At 68.2% G+C, this 14207-nt stretch carries 13 protein-coding genes; 2 read left to right on the top strand and 11 right to left on the bottom strand.

The window, feature by feature from the left end:
• Positions 1-13: 13 nt before the first annotated feature.
• The 6 genes from CDN99_RS12955 to CDN99_RS12930 form a co-directional block, all read right to left on the bottom strand.
• Positions 14-1333: a DUF2135 domain-containing protein gene (locus tag CDN99_RS12955; protein WP_202820265.1), complete on the bottom strand. Its 1320-nt coding sequence runs from the start codon at positions 1331-1333 to the stop codon at positions 14-16.
• Positions 1326-2255: a hypothetical protein gene (locus CDN99_RS12950; protein WP_141100762.1), complete on the bottom strand. Its 930-nt coding sequence runs from the start codon at positions 2253-2255 to the stop codon at positions 1326-1328. The genes CDN99_RS12955 and CDN99_RS12950 overlap by 8 nt, the downstream gene beginning before the upstream one ends.
• Before the next feature lie 100 nt (positions 2256-2355).
• Entirely contained in the window at positions 2356-2940 is a 585-nt protein-coding gene (locus CDN99_RS12945) for a PEP-CTERM sorting domain-containing protein (RefSeq protein ID WP_088385293.1), read from the bottom strand.
• Positions 2941-3222: 282 nt separating this feature from the next.
• Entirely contained in the window at positions 3223-3975 is a 753-nt protein-coding gene (locus tag CDN99_RS12940) for a nucleotidyltransferase domain-containing protein (protein ID WP_141100761.1), read from the bottom strand.
• Entirely contained in the window at positions 3972-4805 is an 834-nt protein-coding gene (locus CDN99_RS12935) for a hypothetical protein (RefSeq protein ID WP_141100760.1), read from the bottom strand. Before CDN99_RS12935 ends, CDN99_RS12940 begins: the two co-directional genes overlap by 4 nt.
• 331 nt (positions 4806-5136) lie before the next feature.
• On the bottom strand, positions 5137-5787 hold the full coding sequence (locus tag CDN99_RS12930; protein WP_141100759.1) for a hypothetical protein: 651 nt from the start codon (positions 5785-5787) through the stop codon (positions 5137-5139).
• Positions 5788-6229: 442 nt separating this feature from the next.
• Here CDN99_RS12930 and CDN99_RS12925 point away from each other — a divergent pair, with 442 nt between their 5' ends.
• Positions 6230-7162, top strand: a complete 933-nt coding sequence (locus CDN99_RS12925) for an LD-carboxypeptidase (protein WP_158218838.1) — start codon at positions 6230-6232, stop codon at positions 7160-7162.
• A gap of 98 nt (positions 7163-7260) precedes the next feature.
• Complete coding sequence (locus CDN99_RS12920) at positions 7261-7893, top strand: glycoside hydrolase family 25 protein (protein WP_158218837.1); 633 nt, start codon at positions 7261-7263, stop codon at positions 7891-7893.
• 21 nt (positions 7894-7914) lie between these two features.
• On the opposite strand, the gene CDN99_RS12915 is transcribed toward CDN99_RS12920, so the two are convergent.
• The 5 genes from CDN99_RS12915 to CDN99_RS12895 all read right to left on the bottom strand — a co-directional run bounded on the left by CDN99_RS12915 (position 7915) and on the right by CDN99_RS12895 (position 14183).
• The gene (locus CDN99_RS12915; protein ID WP_088385287.1) at positions 7915-8847 is read right to left on the bottom strand and encodes a ZIP family metal transporter; all 933 of its coding nucleotides are present in this window, start codon (positions 8845-8847) and stop codon (positions 7915-7917) included.
• Complete coding sequence (locus CDN99_RS12910; protein WP_088385286.1) at positions 8834-10231, bottom strand: class II fumarate hydratase; 1398 nt, start codon at positions 10229-10231, stop codon at positions 8834-8836. Before CDN99_RS12910 ends, CDN99_RS12915 begins: the two co-directional genes overlap by 14 nt.
• Positions 10232-10241: 10 nt before the next feature.
• Positions 10242-10700, bottom strand: a complete 459-nt coding sequence (locus tag CDN99_RS12905) for a hypothetical protein (RefSeq protein WP_088385285.1) — start codon at positions 10698-10700, stop codon at positions 10242-10244.
• A 673-nt stretch (positions 10701-11373) separates the two neighbouring features.
• Positions 11374-12603 (bottom strand): DUF1501 domain-containing protein, encoded by a 1230-nt coding sequence (locus CDN99_RS12900; RefSeq protein ID WP_088385284.1) that lies wholly within the window; start codon positions 12601-12603, stop codon positions 11374-11376.
• A 17-nt stretch (positions 12604-12620) separates the two neighbouring features.
• A complete protein-coding gene (locus CDN99_RS12895; RefSeq protein WP_088385283.1) occupies positions 12621-14183 on the bottom strand; it encodes a DUF1800 domain-containing protein in 1563 nt (520 codons plus the stop codon).
• Between the last annotated feature and the right edge of the window lie 24 nt (positions 14184-14207).

Here is a 14207-nt window from a genome sequence, read left to right as displayed (position 1 = left end):
CCGACCGAGTCGCTCACTGCACGTCCACCTTGTACTCGCCGGTGTCCGGGTCCTTGCTGACGATCACGTTGAACATCTGGAAGGTCGGCGTGTTGCGCGTCGCGCCGCCCATCACCGCCGAGCGGGTGGCCAGCACGCCGTCCTTGGACGACGCGATCTGCACGGTGGCCGTGCGGCCGTCGGCGGCGTTGTAGTTGGCCAGCTTGACGGCGTAGGTGCCGACCTGCAGCTTGGACGTCTCGCACGAGGCGTAGTAGTGCTCCGGTCCGAAGCCGACCGTGTTGTCGTGGTCCAGGTAACCCGCCTGGCCCGTCAGCTGCTGGTACCAGACGTGCGCGCCACCCGGCTCGTAGACGTGCGTGTCGACGTCGCCGCTGCCGTCCCAGGTGACGGTGGCGGTGAAGAAGCCGCTGGTCGCCTGCGCCGGCGGCGCCTGCACGTCGTTCAGCGCGGCCTGCACCAGCCCGCGCACGGCGGAGGAGACGTTCAGCGCCGGGTTCAAGTAGATCTCCAGCAGGCCGTGGCCCAGCGGATCCTTCTGGCCGTTCAGGCCGGCCGGACGCAGCAGGTAGCCGGGGATCGAATGCGTCACCGGCGGCACCGAGCCGACCGCGCGCAGGCCGTTGATCACCAGGTCCAGGTCGGCCAGCACATGGCCGCCGCGCAGCGTCGGCGAGGCCGGGGCGACGTGCACCACCTTGACCGCCGCCGCGCTGGACTTGCCGCGCGCATAGTCGGCCGCCGGGTTGACGAAGAGGTTGCCCTGCGAGTGCGCCAGGAACACCATCTTCTTGCCTTCGAGCACGTAGTTGTCGATGCGCAGGCGGTGCTCGGCGTAGTTGACGGCGGTCGGCGGATTGCCGAAGAGCGAGGTCAGCCGCTGGATCATGGTCGCGCGCAGCGTGTCCCAGAGGCTGTCCAGCAGCGCCGCGGTGCCGGTCACCGCATTGACGATGCTGTCCCACCACGAGCCCGAGCCGCTCATGACTTCCATGAAGAGCTCGAAGCGCCCTTGCAGGATGCCGTTCTGCTCCTGCAGGCGCTGCTCGAAGGTCTCGACGAAGTCCTCGAAGCCGTTGGTGTAGTTGTAGAACTTCTCGTAGCGGATGCGCTCGTGCGTGGTGGGATGCTCGGTGCCGTACTGCGCGCGCAGCGTCAGCAGCGCGACGGTGGCCTGCGCATCGGTCGTCTGCACCCCGTTGAAGAAGCCGAAGGCGATGCCGCCCGGTGTGCAGGCGTTGGTCTGTTGCTGGGCCAGCGCGGGCAGCGCGCCGGTGAACGTCATCGTCAACGCGACGACGACGGCGACGAATTGGCGAAGGGTCTTATTCACAGGTGTCTCCCTCGGGCAGCGCCGCCGACGTGCCGTCCAGCGCCTTGTTGTAGGCCAGGTAGGCGAGCAGTCGGGGCTTGGTGTTGGTTGTCACGCCTTCCAGCTCCCGCATCACGCGCGAGGGCTCGATCGCGCCGCCCGCGGGGAAGCGGGTGAAGACGCAATTGGCGGCGTAGGTGATGCGGCGGGAGGCTTCCTTGGCGGCGGGCAGGTCCTGCGGATTGACCAGCAGGGAGGCCTGCAGCGCGCGCGCCGCCTGCACGGCGGCGGCGCGCTGGACGCCGGCCGGATAGCGCGAGGCGATCCAGGCGTCGACGTCGTCGCGCACGCCGTTGCCGTCGGCATCGACGCCGCCGATCGTGGGGCCGCGTTCCAGCTTGGGGATCGCGCCGCTGTCCTCCAGCGCCGCGAGCTGATCGGCCGGCGTGTCGGAGGCGGTGCCGCTGACCTGCCAGACCAGCGAGGCGATGTCGAAGCTCTTGGTCCGGTCCTGGCGCAGCGTGATGGTGTCGGCGGGCGTGAGCTCGGCGCTGGCGCCGACATTGCCCACCACCACCGCGCCGTCGCGGATGGTGGCGCCGGCGCCGACGGCGCTCAGGGTCAGGGAGACGTCGCGCCAGGAGTGGCTGCCGGTATTGCGCAGGCGCACCTGGAAGACGACGTCGAACTCGGTGCGCGAGACGCGGGTCTCGGACACCTTGATCAGGTCGACGACCTTGATCTCATCGGCCGCCACGGCGGCCGGCGCCACCGCGGCGGTGGCACGGGCGCGGGCGTCCGAGGATTGCGCCTTGGCGCTGTTGTTGGCGTCGCCGCCGCCGCAAGCCGCCAGCAGCGAGGCCGACAGCACGACGGCCGCCGCCCAGCGCAACCGGCGGGGCTTCTCCGGTGTATCGGAGGTTTTCGGGAAAAGGGGTCCCATCACAGTCCTTTCAGGAACTGAGTTCAGAGCCGGCATCGAGGCCGGATTGACAGATGCGAAGCGCGCGGCCGAGAGGCGCCGCGCGATCAACCGCGCGGAATCAGGCGATCGCGAGCGCCGGGCCCGCGGCGCGCGAGCGCCGGCGAGACAAGGCCAGCACGCCCAGTCCCAGCGCGGCGATTGCCGCGGTGGCCGGTTCCGGCACGGCGCCGACGGCTTGCGTGACGCCGGTCTGCACGACCTCGAACGGCGTCGAGGTGTAGAGCTCGAAGCGTTGCGAGCCCGGTGCGCCGGCGCCCGAGTAGGACACCTCCACCGAGAAGTTCAGCGACGCGAGCGCGCCGGTGAGCAGGCCGCTCAGGTGCAGGAGGTCGAGGAAGCCGTCGCCGGGCAGGCCGGTGTCGGGTTGCACGAGCAGGCCGTCCCAGGCGGCGTTGACGGACAGGTTGGAGAGCTGCGAATACGAGGCGACGTCGAAGTAGATCGTCAGCCCGTCGAAGCCACCGGCGGGCGCGCTGCCGTCCAGCGTGTAGTCGTAGCGCCAGCGGTCGCCGCCGAGCGAGGTTTGCTCGTAGTGCACGGCCGCGGCCTGCGCCAGCGGGGCCGCCAGCGTCAGCAGCGCCGCGGACAGCACGCGCGTCGGCGTGCGTCGCCAGCAGGCGGAGATGGATTGAAACGTAGGCATGAAGCCTCCCCGAAGATCGTTGTGAACGTGGGCGTGGCGCTCGGCATCCGATGCGCGGAGGCAGTGTAGGAAGCGGGGTTCTCCGGCACAGGCCCCCTGAAGGGGGACGCGTGTCCCCGATCCACGTGATGTCCTTGGACACGTGTGACGCCCGGCCCCCCGCAAGCGCGGGGGCAGGACTTGCCTGGTTGTCGCGCTTGTTGGCGACAGGGGGATTGTTGGGATGGAGATGGGTGTGTTGACCGAGTGGATCGCGCGTTGGTCGACTCAACCGCAACTGGGCTAATCCACCTGCACGCGACAATGCCACCGACGATCGATCGTGCCGAAGTGACGGCGGATGGTGGTTTCCACCTGATCGATCAAGGCCTTGTCGCCTTGGCCAGCCAACGATAGGGACGAGGCCTGCGCCAGCGCATCGATGAAGCCCGGAGCAAGGCGATCCAGGTCGCGAGCCAGATACCGGCCCGAGCCGATCCAACCGCCCCGCGCGCGCACCTCCAACAGCATCAATTTGAACGCCAGTCCAAGCGCGATCGCGTGACGCTCGGTGGGCTCCAGGCAATGCCGCAGGTCGGATGACTGACCGAGCAGATGCGATCTGAGCGCATCCAGATCGAATGGCTTGGGGCCTTCTTCAAGGATTGCGCGGCAGAGCGCTTTCAGCGCGAGCGCTTCGTCACAGGGCGGGATCAGGAATACACCCTGTTCCAGTTCATCGGCGAGCGCGCAGATCGACATGGCGTGCTCGCGCGTTAGCACCACACGGATCGATCGGAAGTCGTGCACCGCGAGGTCCACGAGATGACCATCGACCCGTGCCACTTCGCGCAGTACCTCGCTGACCCGGGGCAGGAAAACAAAGACGTCGATGTCGGATTCGCTGGTCGCGCAGCCTTTGATGTGAGAGCCGGAGATCAGAATCTGTCGGGCGTCGGGGAAGCGATCAGCGATCTCTCTGATGACGGAGATGGGGACGCTTTCCGGCACCGGTGATTCGATCAATTGACATCTGGCCGTCGTGGCGGGCGTCATGGACGCTTCTCCTCTTCGGGTTCGACGGGAACTTCAGGAGGGACCGGCAGATTCGATCTGGCGATGCGCAGTTGCTCCAGCGTCACGTCAATGCTGCGGCACTTGCTCGGGAAGTACTCGCAGAGCAGCACGGTCTGCCCCTTGGCTTCACGCAACGAGTGGTCGGTGAAGATGAATAGTCCGGCGCCGACCGGGTAGGGAAACGACATGGCTTCCTCGATGTCGGCCTCCTTGATCGGATGCAGCCTTTCCGCGTAGCGGGACAGGTTGTTGAGCGCGTGCGAGACCCACTCGCCGGACATCGTGAAGCTGCCATGGATCACGAGCGCCGACGGCAGCTTGCCGTGCCACGGAGCCGCGTTCAATGTCCGGCCTGACAAGGCCACGTCCGCGCAGGCTGAAAAGCAACCGCCGGCAATGTAGACGTCCATTTCCTGGGCTCTCCAAGCCAGTCGCGCGCCCGGGATGACATAACCGCCCGCTATGTCGATGAGCCAGAGGCGTTGAATCTCTGGGTGCGTGTCGAGCAGGGCGATCGCCTCATTGACCAACTGCTCAATGAGGATCGTGTCCCTCACGATCAAAGCATCCCCGCTGATATAAACGTGACGCTGCACCGCGGTGGCGTAGTTCGAGTCGGCCAAGGAAGGCTTTCCCCCAAATACAAACAGTACGGAGAAAAGTATCGAACTTATGAGCATCCTCATTTTCATTTCCACAATTGAAATGCCGTCCCCAGACAGGGACGGCATTGGCCTTATCGGCTGTTGAAGGCGTTCCAGAAAACTTGGTTGCAGGCCACCGCCGAGCCAGCGATGCAGCCGATCCAAGATGCCCAACTGCTAGGCGATTCGCTTCCGGTGTAATGGTAGTTGTCGCCCATGTGGGTCGCGCCTACCTCGCCACCTGACACGAGAGCGATTTCTTCGTCGTTAAGTAGTCGCACGGTCATTCCTCAAGAACGAGCCGAAAACGGTCGGCCCAATCCGAATCTCTCAGGCCGTACCGGGGTAAGGTGTCGAGAAATTGGGATCAGTCTAGGAATGAAATGATCAATTGAAACCTGGGATATTTGCTTAGCAAATATCTGTGGTCTTGCTTGCCTGAATTGGTGGAAGGTGTTGGTGATCTATATGTGAATTCGGGTGTTGAATGGAATATTCACTCCCCGTCGATATTCAATCCCGCCCGCCAGATCGGCAAGGCCGCCTCGAACATCGACGGCGCGCTTCCCAGCGCTTTCGGATCCTGGGCCAGCTGGAGCCAGGTCAAGGTGTCGTGGTGACTGCCCGGCAGCAGGTCGCGGCCTCGCTCGGCGACGAGCCAGGCGTGCAGCGCCGCGTATTGCTCCGGGTGGCGCTGCGCGGTCCAGCCCAGCGCCACGAGGTCGCCGTAGCCTTCCTCGCGGCGGGTGGACTTCATCGCGAGGTAGGCGCGTTGCAGGTCGGGGCTGAGGTCCGCCGGCGCGCCGCTCGGCGCGAAGCCGGCGGGCAGGTGGAACCATGCGCCGTCGAGGTAGCGGCGACAGTGGCCCAGCTCATGCGCGGCCATCAGCTCCAGCGCGCTGTCCTCCAGGCCGGCGGGCAGGCGCGCGAGCGTCGCTTCGCCTTCGGCATTGCCGCGCAGGCTGAGCACCAGCTTGCAGCGGCCATCCTTGAATCCCAATGCCAGCGGCGCGGCGTCCGGCGCGTCCTGCGGCTGCACGACGATGTCGACCGGCATGCCGGTGGTCTTCGCGTGCAGCAGCACCGGCGTCATGCCGGCGATCCAGCGTTGCTCCGACGGGGTCAGGGTGGCGGCGTGGGCGTTCAAGCCTGACAGGGCCGGCAGGGCGCACAGCATGGCACGGAGGAGGGCGAGGAGGGGGCGCTTGAACATCGGATGGCCTGTGACTTCCAGGGTGGTTCAGTGCGAGGCGGTCTCGATTGCGGGCCGACTGGCGCGGAGCCAATGGTGAAGGACCGTGCAGCCGGATGCGCACGGCGCCGCCGCAAAAGCCGAGGGGACGCGTGACAGGTTGCGCGGCGAGCGCCGCTGCGTCGGTCCGCCGATCCGGTCTGGATGACTCCGCAGGTTCGCTCACTCATCGGCCTCCTGTCTGCACCCGGGAGTCCCGATGCCCCTCGACAAGCGTCACTTCATGACCCTGTCCGTCTCAGGCCTGAGCCTGGCCGCCTGCGCGCAACTGCCTGAACGCGCGCTGTCCGTCCAGCCGTGGTGGTCGACCACTTGGGCCCCGCTCCAGCCGGGCGACGTGATCGACGTGATCGCGCCCTCCTCGCCACCCGACGATCCGCCCGCCACCATCGCGGCGATCCAGGCGTACTTCGCTCGCACCGATCTGAAGGTCCGGATCCCGAAGGGGCTGATCGCGCCGACGCGGCCGCTGTCCGCGGCCAACACGGCCGAGCGGCGCGTGGCCTTCATCGAGCAGGCGCTGCACTCGGATGCCAAGGCGATCTGGGCCATCCTGGGCGGGGGGTGGGGGTCTGAGCTGATGCCGTTGCTGCGGCGCATGCGCAAACCGGCACGTCCCAAGCCGGTGATTGGATACAGCGATGTGACGGCGCTGCACATTTTCTTCAATCACGTCTGGGGCTGGCCGACGCTGCACGGTATCGAACTGGGGGCCAATGGCGACATCGGCAACGGCTGGAACCGCAATCCCATCGACGAGACGCTGATCGTGCTGCGCGGCAAGACGCCGACGTTGACCTATCCGCTCACGGCGCTGAACGCTGTGGCCACCCAAGCCGAGGTGCGCGACGGGCTGCGGGTCGTGGGGGGCAACAGCCTCCTGCTGTCGGCGATGAAGGGCAGCGTGAATTTCACCAGTGACACCACGCATGCAGTCCTCTTCATCGAGTCGATCGCCAACGGGCCCGGCGAGGTGTCGCGGCTGCTCGATGGGTTTCTGTATTCGCCCCTGGTCCGCCAGGCCAGCGCCGTGATGTTCGGTGATTTCATCCACGTGGGCGGGCGGCCCAATCCGCCGCAGGAGCAGGCGCAGTTCGATTTCATCCAGCGTCGTTTCGCCGCGTTGCTGGAGCCGGGCGGCATGCCGGTGCTGCGAGCGGAGAACCTGTTCGGCCACGGGCCCGTGAATCGGCCGCTGCCGCTGAACACGCCGGCCCGCCTGACGCTGGGTGCCGCGCCCAGTCTGACGGCCCGCTCGGGGAGCGAATGATCATGGTCTTCACCCCCACCCCCACCCCCACCCCCACCCCCACCCCCACCCCCACCCCCACCCCCACTGCTCCCGCCGTCCCTGGCCTCAATGCGTTCGTGGACCTGAGCCATCTTCACACCGACCTGGACTTGCCTGTCGCGCGGGATGCGGGCCTGGTCGGGCTTCTGCACAAGGCGACGCAGGGGGCGACCTTCACCGATCCCGCATGGTCGGATCGGGCGCGCCAGGCGCGCGACCTGGGGTTGCTGCTGGGCGCCTATCACTTCTGCACGAACGAGCCCGTGGAGGCGCAACTCGATCATTTTCTCGGGGTGCTGCGCGTGACTGGGTGCGAGGGCGTGCTGCCCTGTCTCGATTGGGAGCCCAATCCAATCGCGGCTCAGGGCACCATGACGCAGGCGTCGCTGGTGGCGCTGATCGATCGCTTCCATGACAGTACCGGGCTCTACCCGGTGCTGTATGGCGGTTACTGGATGCTCCAGGCGTTGTCGACCCGGCAACCCTTGGGCCACATCGGACAGTGCCCGTTGTGGCAAGGCTTCTACTCGTCGGCCTTCGGTTGGTTGAGCGACATCTGGGAGCGATGGACGTTGCTGCAGTACACGGACGGGCACTTCGGGCCTCGGCCGCGCGACTTCCCGGGCCTGGGCGCCGTGGACCGTGACACCTTCAACGGCACGCTGCCCGAAGCGCAGGCATTCTGGCGCACGCACGCGTTGCGCGGTTGAGGGGACGCGGCGCCCGGCGCCTCAACCCAGCGCCGTGTCCAGCACCATCATCAGCGCGAAGCCCAGCATCAGGCCCTGCGTCGCCCAGCGCTCGTGACCCTTGCGGTGGGACTCGGGAATGATCTCGTGGCTGATGACGAACAGCATCGCGCCGGCCGCGAACCCCAGCCCCCAGGGCAGCAGGGAGGGCCATTCGGAAACGACCCACGCGCCCAGCACCGCGCCGACCGGCTCCACCAGGCCGGAGGCCGCGCCCAGCAGCAGGGCCTTGCGGCGGGAGTAGCCCACGCCCATCAGCGCGACGGCGATCACGAAGCCCTCCGGCAGGTCCTGGATCGCGATGGCCAGGCTGAGGCTGGCGGCGGCCACCGGGTCGTTGGCGGCGAAGGCCACGCCCATCGCCAGGCCCTCGGGAATGTTGTGCAGCGTGACGGCGATCACGAACAGCGTCGTGCGCCGCAGCCGCTTGGCATCGATGCCCTCGCGGCCCTTGATGAAGTGCTCGTGCGGCAGCCAGCGGTCGAGCGCCATCAGCGCCCACGCGCCCGTCAGGACCGCCAGCGCGACCTGCGCCGCGGCGGCGGTGGCCGTCGCATGCTCGCGCGCGGCGGCCAGGCCCGGCACGATCAGGGAGAAGGAGCACGCCGCCAGCATGATGCCGGCGCCGAAACCCATCAGCGCGTCCTGGCCACGCGCCGAGAGGCCGCGCGTGCCCAGCGCCGGCAGCGTGCCGAAGGCCGTCGCCGCGGCGGCCAGCAGGCCGGCCTGCAGCGCCAGGCCGATGACCGAGTGCCCGCCCGCGGCGCCCGTCGGCCGCAGCCAGGTCCAGCCCTGGTGCAGCAGCAGCCCCGCGCCGACCAGCAGGATTCCGAAACCCAGCCACTGCCGCGCGCGGTGGCCGCGCTGGCGCGACACGGGGCGGTGTTCGCGAGCGATGGCGTCAGAGTCCGCCATCGGTGAGCTGGGTCGGATCCAGCATCTGCTGCAACGTGGCGCGGTCGAGGTCCGTCATCTCCTCCGCCACGTCCAGGATCGGACGCTTCTCCGCGTAGGCGCGCTTGGCGATCGCCGCGGCCTTCAGGTAGCCGATCTCGCGGTTCAGCGCGGTGACCAGGATCGGGTTGCGCGCCAGCGCGTGCTGCAGGCCGTCGGTGTTGACCTTGAAGTCCTTGATCGCCTGCTCCGCCAGCGCCTTCGTGCCGGCCGCCAGCAGCGCCAGGCTGTCCAGCAGGTTGGTGGCGATCAGAGGCAGCATCACGTTGAGCTGGAAGTTGCCCGACTGGCCTGCGATCGTGATCGCGGCGTCGTGACCGATGACCTGCGCGCAGACCATGGTGACCGCCTCCGGAATCACCGGGTTGACCTTGCCGGGCATGATGCTGGAGCCCGGTTGCAGCGCGTGCAGCTCGATCTCCGCCAGGCCCGCCAGCGGGCCGGAGTTCATCCACCGCAGGTCGTTCGCGATCTTCATCAGCGCCACCGCCAGGCCCTTCAGCGCGCCCGACAGCGCCACCGCCGTGTCCTGCGCCGACAGCGCGGCGAAGAAGTCCGGCGCGGGGCGGAAGGTCAGGCCGGTGAGGGCGGAGAGCTCCTCGCAGAAGCGCTGCGCGAATTGCGGGTGGGCGTTGATGCCGGTGCCGACCGCGGTGCCGCCTTGCGCAAGCTCGCAGACCGAGGGCAGCAACGCGCGCAGCTGCGCGCGGCGCGCGTCGATCTGCGCGCACCAGCCGCCCAGTTCCTGCCCCAGGCGCAGCGGCATCGCGTCCATCAGGTGCGTGCGGCCGGTCTTCACGTGGTGGCCGTCGCTGGCGATCTTGCCCTGCAAGGTCTGCACCAGCAGGTCCAGCGCCGGCAGCAGCTCGCCCTGCAAGGCCTGCGCGGCGCTGATGTGCAGCACGGTGGGGATGCTGTCGTTGCTACTCTGGCCGGCGTTGACGTGATCGTTGGGGCTCACCGCAGTGGCCGCCGCGCCGCCCGCCAGCAATCGCGTCGCGACGGTGGCCAGCACCTCGTTGGCGTTCATGTTGCTGCTGGTGCCCGAGCCGGTCTGGAAAATCTCCACCGGAAAATGGCTCATCAGGTCCGGCGCCTGCAGCAGCTGCGCGCTGGCACGGTCGATCGCCTGCGCGATGTCGGCCGGCAGTTGCTCCAGCGCCGCGTTCGCGCGCGCCGCCGCCGCTTTCTGCACCAGCAGCGCTCGCACGAAACGCTCTGGCATCGGCTGCCGGCTGATCGCGAAGTTCTCGACCGCGCGCTGCGTCTGAGCACCGTACAACGCGTCCACGGGGACGGCGACGTCCCCCATGCTGTCACGCTCGATGCGGGTGGGTTTGGTCATCGGGAATCCTTCAGTCCAGGAGAGGGCCTCGGCTCAGCCGCCACTGGAATCGCCGCAGCCGAGCGGTCAGGGCGGCATCGCCATGGATCGCCGCCAGACGCTGCAGCTCCGCCAGCGGACGGGTCAGGTGGTCCAGGCAGGCGCGGCGCCAGTGCCAGGGTAGCAGTGTGTTGTGAGCGCTGCCGTAGAGCAGGCGCAAGGCTTGTTCGTGGGCAGGGATGGGGGCCAGAACCCCGGCTTCCACCAATTGCTCCAGCGTCAGTTGGTGGCGCCTGAGCAGCACCGGGTCGTCCGGGGAGAGGCCACACGCGATCTTCAATCCCATCCAGCGCAGGCACTCCACCCCCGGGTGGTCGGCGGCGGCGCATCCGCCCTCGGCGGACATCGGGGCCGCCTGGGAGGCCGCGCCCGGCCGTTCGATGGCGGGCTTGGCCGCTCGCGGCAAATACGGCGGCAGGGACTGCGGCATGGCGACTCCTGGCTGGGGCGGATCGTGACCCGGGGATCGGTGGGCACGGGCTGGCAGGAACGCTTGCTGTGGCTGATGAACTTGACGACCGGCGGACGGCAGCGTCCGGTAGGTCAACGGCAAAGGCAATGCCCGATGAGACCCCGCGGCGCAAAAAGAGAGAGAGACCAGGCCGCCCAACGATGCCGATCTGATGGGGGCTCGGCCTCTCCGCAAGGTGCACTGGTTGCGGGGATCCGCAGGAGTCCTTTTGTCGTTTGAAGAGATATCCTAGATGAGAATTTGTCGCATCTGCAAGGGGAGGGGGATGTGCTTGTGGGGGGTGGGGGCTTTAGCTCCTTCTTCCCCTCCCCAGCTCTCTCTCTGCAGCCCGCCGGGATTTCGCCCCGGCGGGCGACTCCCTTTTCTGGTCGCGCCCAGAAAAGGAAGCAAAAGAAGCGCTGACTCCCGGCGAGCTTGCTCGCTGACACGCGGTCCGTCGCTCGTCACTGCGCTCCGAGACTCGTCCAGCACTGCTACTGGAACCCCCACCGCTCGCTGCCGCTCACCCTCCTCGCTGCGAAGGCTTGCCCGCGTTCGCGGGACGCGCCGACCGAGGCAACCAGCAGGCGCGCGCAGTGGCGGTGATGACTCGGGCGAGTCTGAGAGAGGTCCGGTAGGACCTCGGGCGGGCTCAGATCAGCCGCAGATCCTTGGGCGTCACGCCCGGGAAGACGCGGGACAGCGCCGCGTTGGACAGGCCGAACTGGCGCTGCCACAGGCCGCCAAGGACCGCGCGGTAGTCGTTCAGGACCGGATAGTCACGGTTCTGGAAGAGCGTCGTCGCGGTCAGCGGAATCTGGTCGCCAGCCACGGCACCACCACTGGCAAGACCCCCGCCCAGCAGCCAGTACACGCTGCCGTGTCCATGGTCGGTGCCGCGGTTGCCGTTCTCGCGGAAGGTGCGCCCGAATTCGCTGATCACCATCACCGTCGTCTGGCGCCAGATGTCGGGGCCCAGTTCATCAGCGATGGCGCCAAGGCCCCGGCCGACTTCCTCGAAACGATTGGCCAGTTGGCCCGTCGCGCCGCCCTGGTTGACGTGGGTGTCCCAACCGCCGATGTCGATGAAGCCCAGGCTGAATCGGCCTCGCATCAACGTGGCGATGCGGCGTGCCTCCAGCTCGAAACCCTTGGCGGGAATCGCGTTGCGGCCGGCGGCGTCGGTCATGGCCTTCATCTTGTCCGGAGACAGGTCGCGCGCGAGTTCCTCGCGCAGCGCCAGACCCTCCTCGACGCTCTCTCCCAGCGGCTGGCCCTGGTACATGCCGGCGATCAGCGCGCGGTTCTTGGCATCGACCGCAGGACGCGCGGTCTCGCGCAAGCCGGCGTTGGCGATGCGGACCGGGCCGCGGAACGCGATGGGCAACTGGTCCGTGAAGGACAGCGCCTGCTGCGCGTCCAGCTCCGCCGCCAGGCGATTCAGGAAGCCGGAGTTGTAGTTGCGCGAGCCGCCGACGGGCTGCCCCAGTTCGATGCTGTCCTGCGTCTCGAAGTGGCTGCGGGACAGGTCCTCCGTGCCCGCGAAGGGAATGAATCGCGCCTGGCCGGCCTGCATCAGCGGGTGCACGCTGTTGCGCAGCGCCGGGTGCAAGCCCCAGTCGGCATTGATGGGCAGGGCTGCCGCGGTGTCGAGCGTGCCGCTGGCGGCGGTGACCGGACCCGGCTTGGCGATGGCGATGCGCGGACGTTGCTCGTAATAGAAGCTGCTGCCGACCGGGACCAGCAGGTTGGTCGCGTCGTAGCCGCCGCGCAGGAACACGAGCAGGAAGCGCGGGCGGTCGGCGCCGGCGGCGAACAGGCGTACCCCCGGCAGCGTGAGCGAACCGGCGGCCATGGCCTGCAGTAGATGACGTCGTTGCATGGCGGTCTCCGGTGCCTTCAGCGGTACATGAAATCAGGGCTGGACAGCAGCAGCGTCAGCCACTGCTGCGCATTGCCGGTCTGAGCCAGCGCGGTGCGGGTGGCCGGCGCCAGCGTGGGTTCGAGCCGCGCGCGCAGCGGCTGCAGATCAGGCATGGGAACCGGCGCGTTGGTGCCGTCGGGACGGAACAGCGCGACGGCGCCGCCGCCGATCTGGCGCGCGACCTCGAAGCGCTGCGTCATCTGGCCCGGGCTGTTCCAGGCATCGGCCGTGAGCGGGTAGCCGTCGGGCGTCTGCTTGTCGTAGAGGCCCTGGCCCAACCGGCGCAGCCATTGCTGCAGCGGCTGCGGGTTCTGCACCGCGCGTTGCTCGAAACCCGCCCGCAGGCTGGAGAGCAGGTAGTGCTGCGGGTCCTTGAACTTCGGCGCGCCGTCGGCGGCGAACTGAGGCGAGTAGAGCAACGGCCGCAGCGTCGCGGGAATGTCGCCCTTGCTGCGCAGGAAGGCCGCGGTCATGGCGTCGACGAGGTCCGGCGGCGGCTGGTCGCTGAGGAAATACACCGCCAGCTTGCGGCTGACGAAACGCGCGGTGGCCGGCTGCGCGACGAGCAGGTCCAGCACTTCATCCAGCTCTTCCGCCCCACGGCCCTTGATGGTGCGGCCGAGCAGTTGCTTGTCGCCGAAGTCGTGGCGCGCGGGATGGAACTCGAAGAGGCCGTCGCGGCGGTACATGGACGCGAACTTGGGGGCGACCTTGGCCGGGTCCGGGTCGATGCGCACGCCGAAGCCGGTCAGCACGCGTGCCAGCTCCTGCACGTCGCGCTGCGTGTAGCCGCCGTCGACGCCCATGGTGTGCAGCTCCAGCATCTCCCGCGCGTAGTTCTCGTTGATCGCGCGGACGGCGTTCTGGTCGTTGTCCAGGTAGCGCAGCATCGCCGGATGCCGGGCCACCGCGCCCAGCATCCGCCGGAAGGAGCCCAGCGCTTGCGGGCGCAGCGCGCGGTCCTGGTAGTCGGACAGCATCAGGCGGATGTCGCGCTTGCCCTGGTGCACGTTGAAGTGGTTGAACCAGAACCAGTCGATGTGCTCCAGCAGTTGCTGGTCGGAATAGAGCTCGCGCAGCAACTGCCGTTCGCCGGTCTCGCGCGCGGCCAGGTTCTGCGCGTCCTGGTAGGCCTTGCGGGCCGCGACGCGTTGTTCCTCGGTGCTGGCGGCATCCGTCTTGTCGTTCTTCTCGCCGTTGCGGCGGAAGGACTCGGCGGTCCAGACACGACTGGCCACGTCGCCCTGGCTGATGCCCAGCGCATCGATCTGGGCCTGGACCGGCCCCGGCAGCGGCGCGCGTGGATCGGCCTTCAACTGGCGCTCGACATAGCGGCCCCAACCTTGGCTGGCGATCTCGTCCAGCTGCGTTTGCGTGGCGCCCCAGCCGATGCGGTTGGCGGCGCGCAGCCGCTGCTGCGCGTCCATCGGGACGTTCGGCGCGGTGCCCATGCCGCCGCAGGCGGCGAGGGCCGCGGCCGCTGTGGCGCTGAGCAGCAGCGTGCGGCGGCGCAGCGCCGCAGGGGGGGAGGAAGGCATGGGCGGGGTCCGTGTCGCGGGTGA

This window comes from Roseateles aquatilis (assembly GCF_002205645.1).
Lineage (GTDB): Bacteria > Pseudomonadota > Gammaproteobacteria > Burkholderiales > Burkholderiaceae_C > Roseateles > Roseateles aquatilis.
This window is presented reverse-complemented; position numbering and strand designations above follow the sequence as displayed.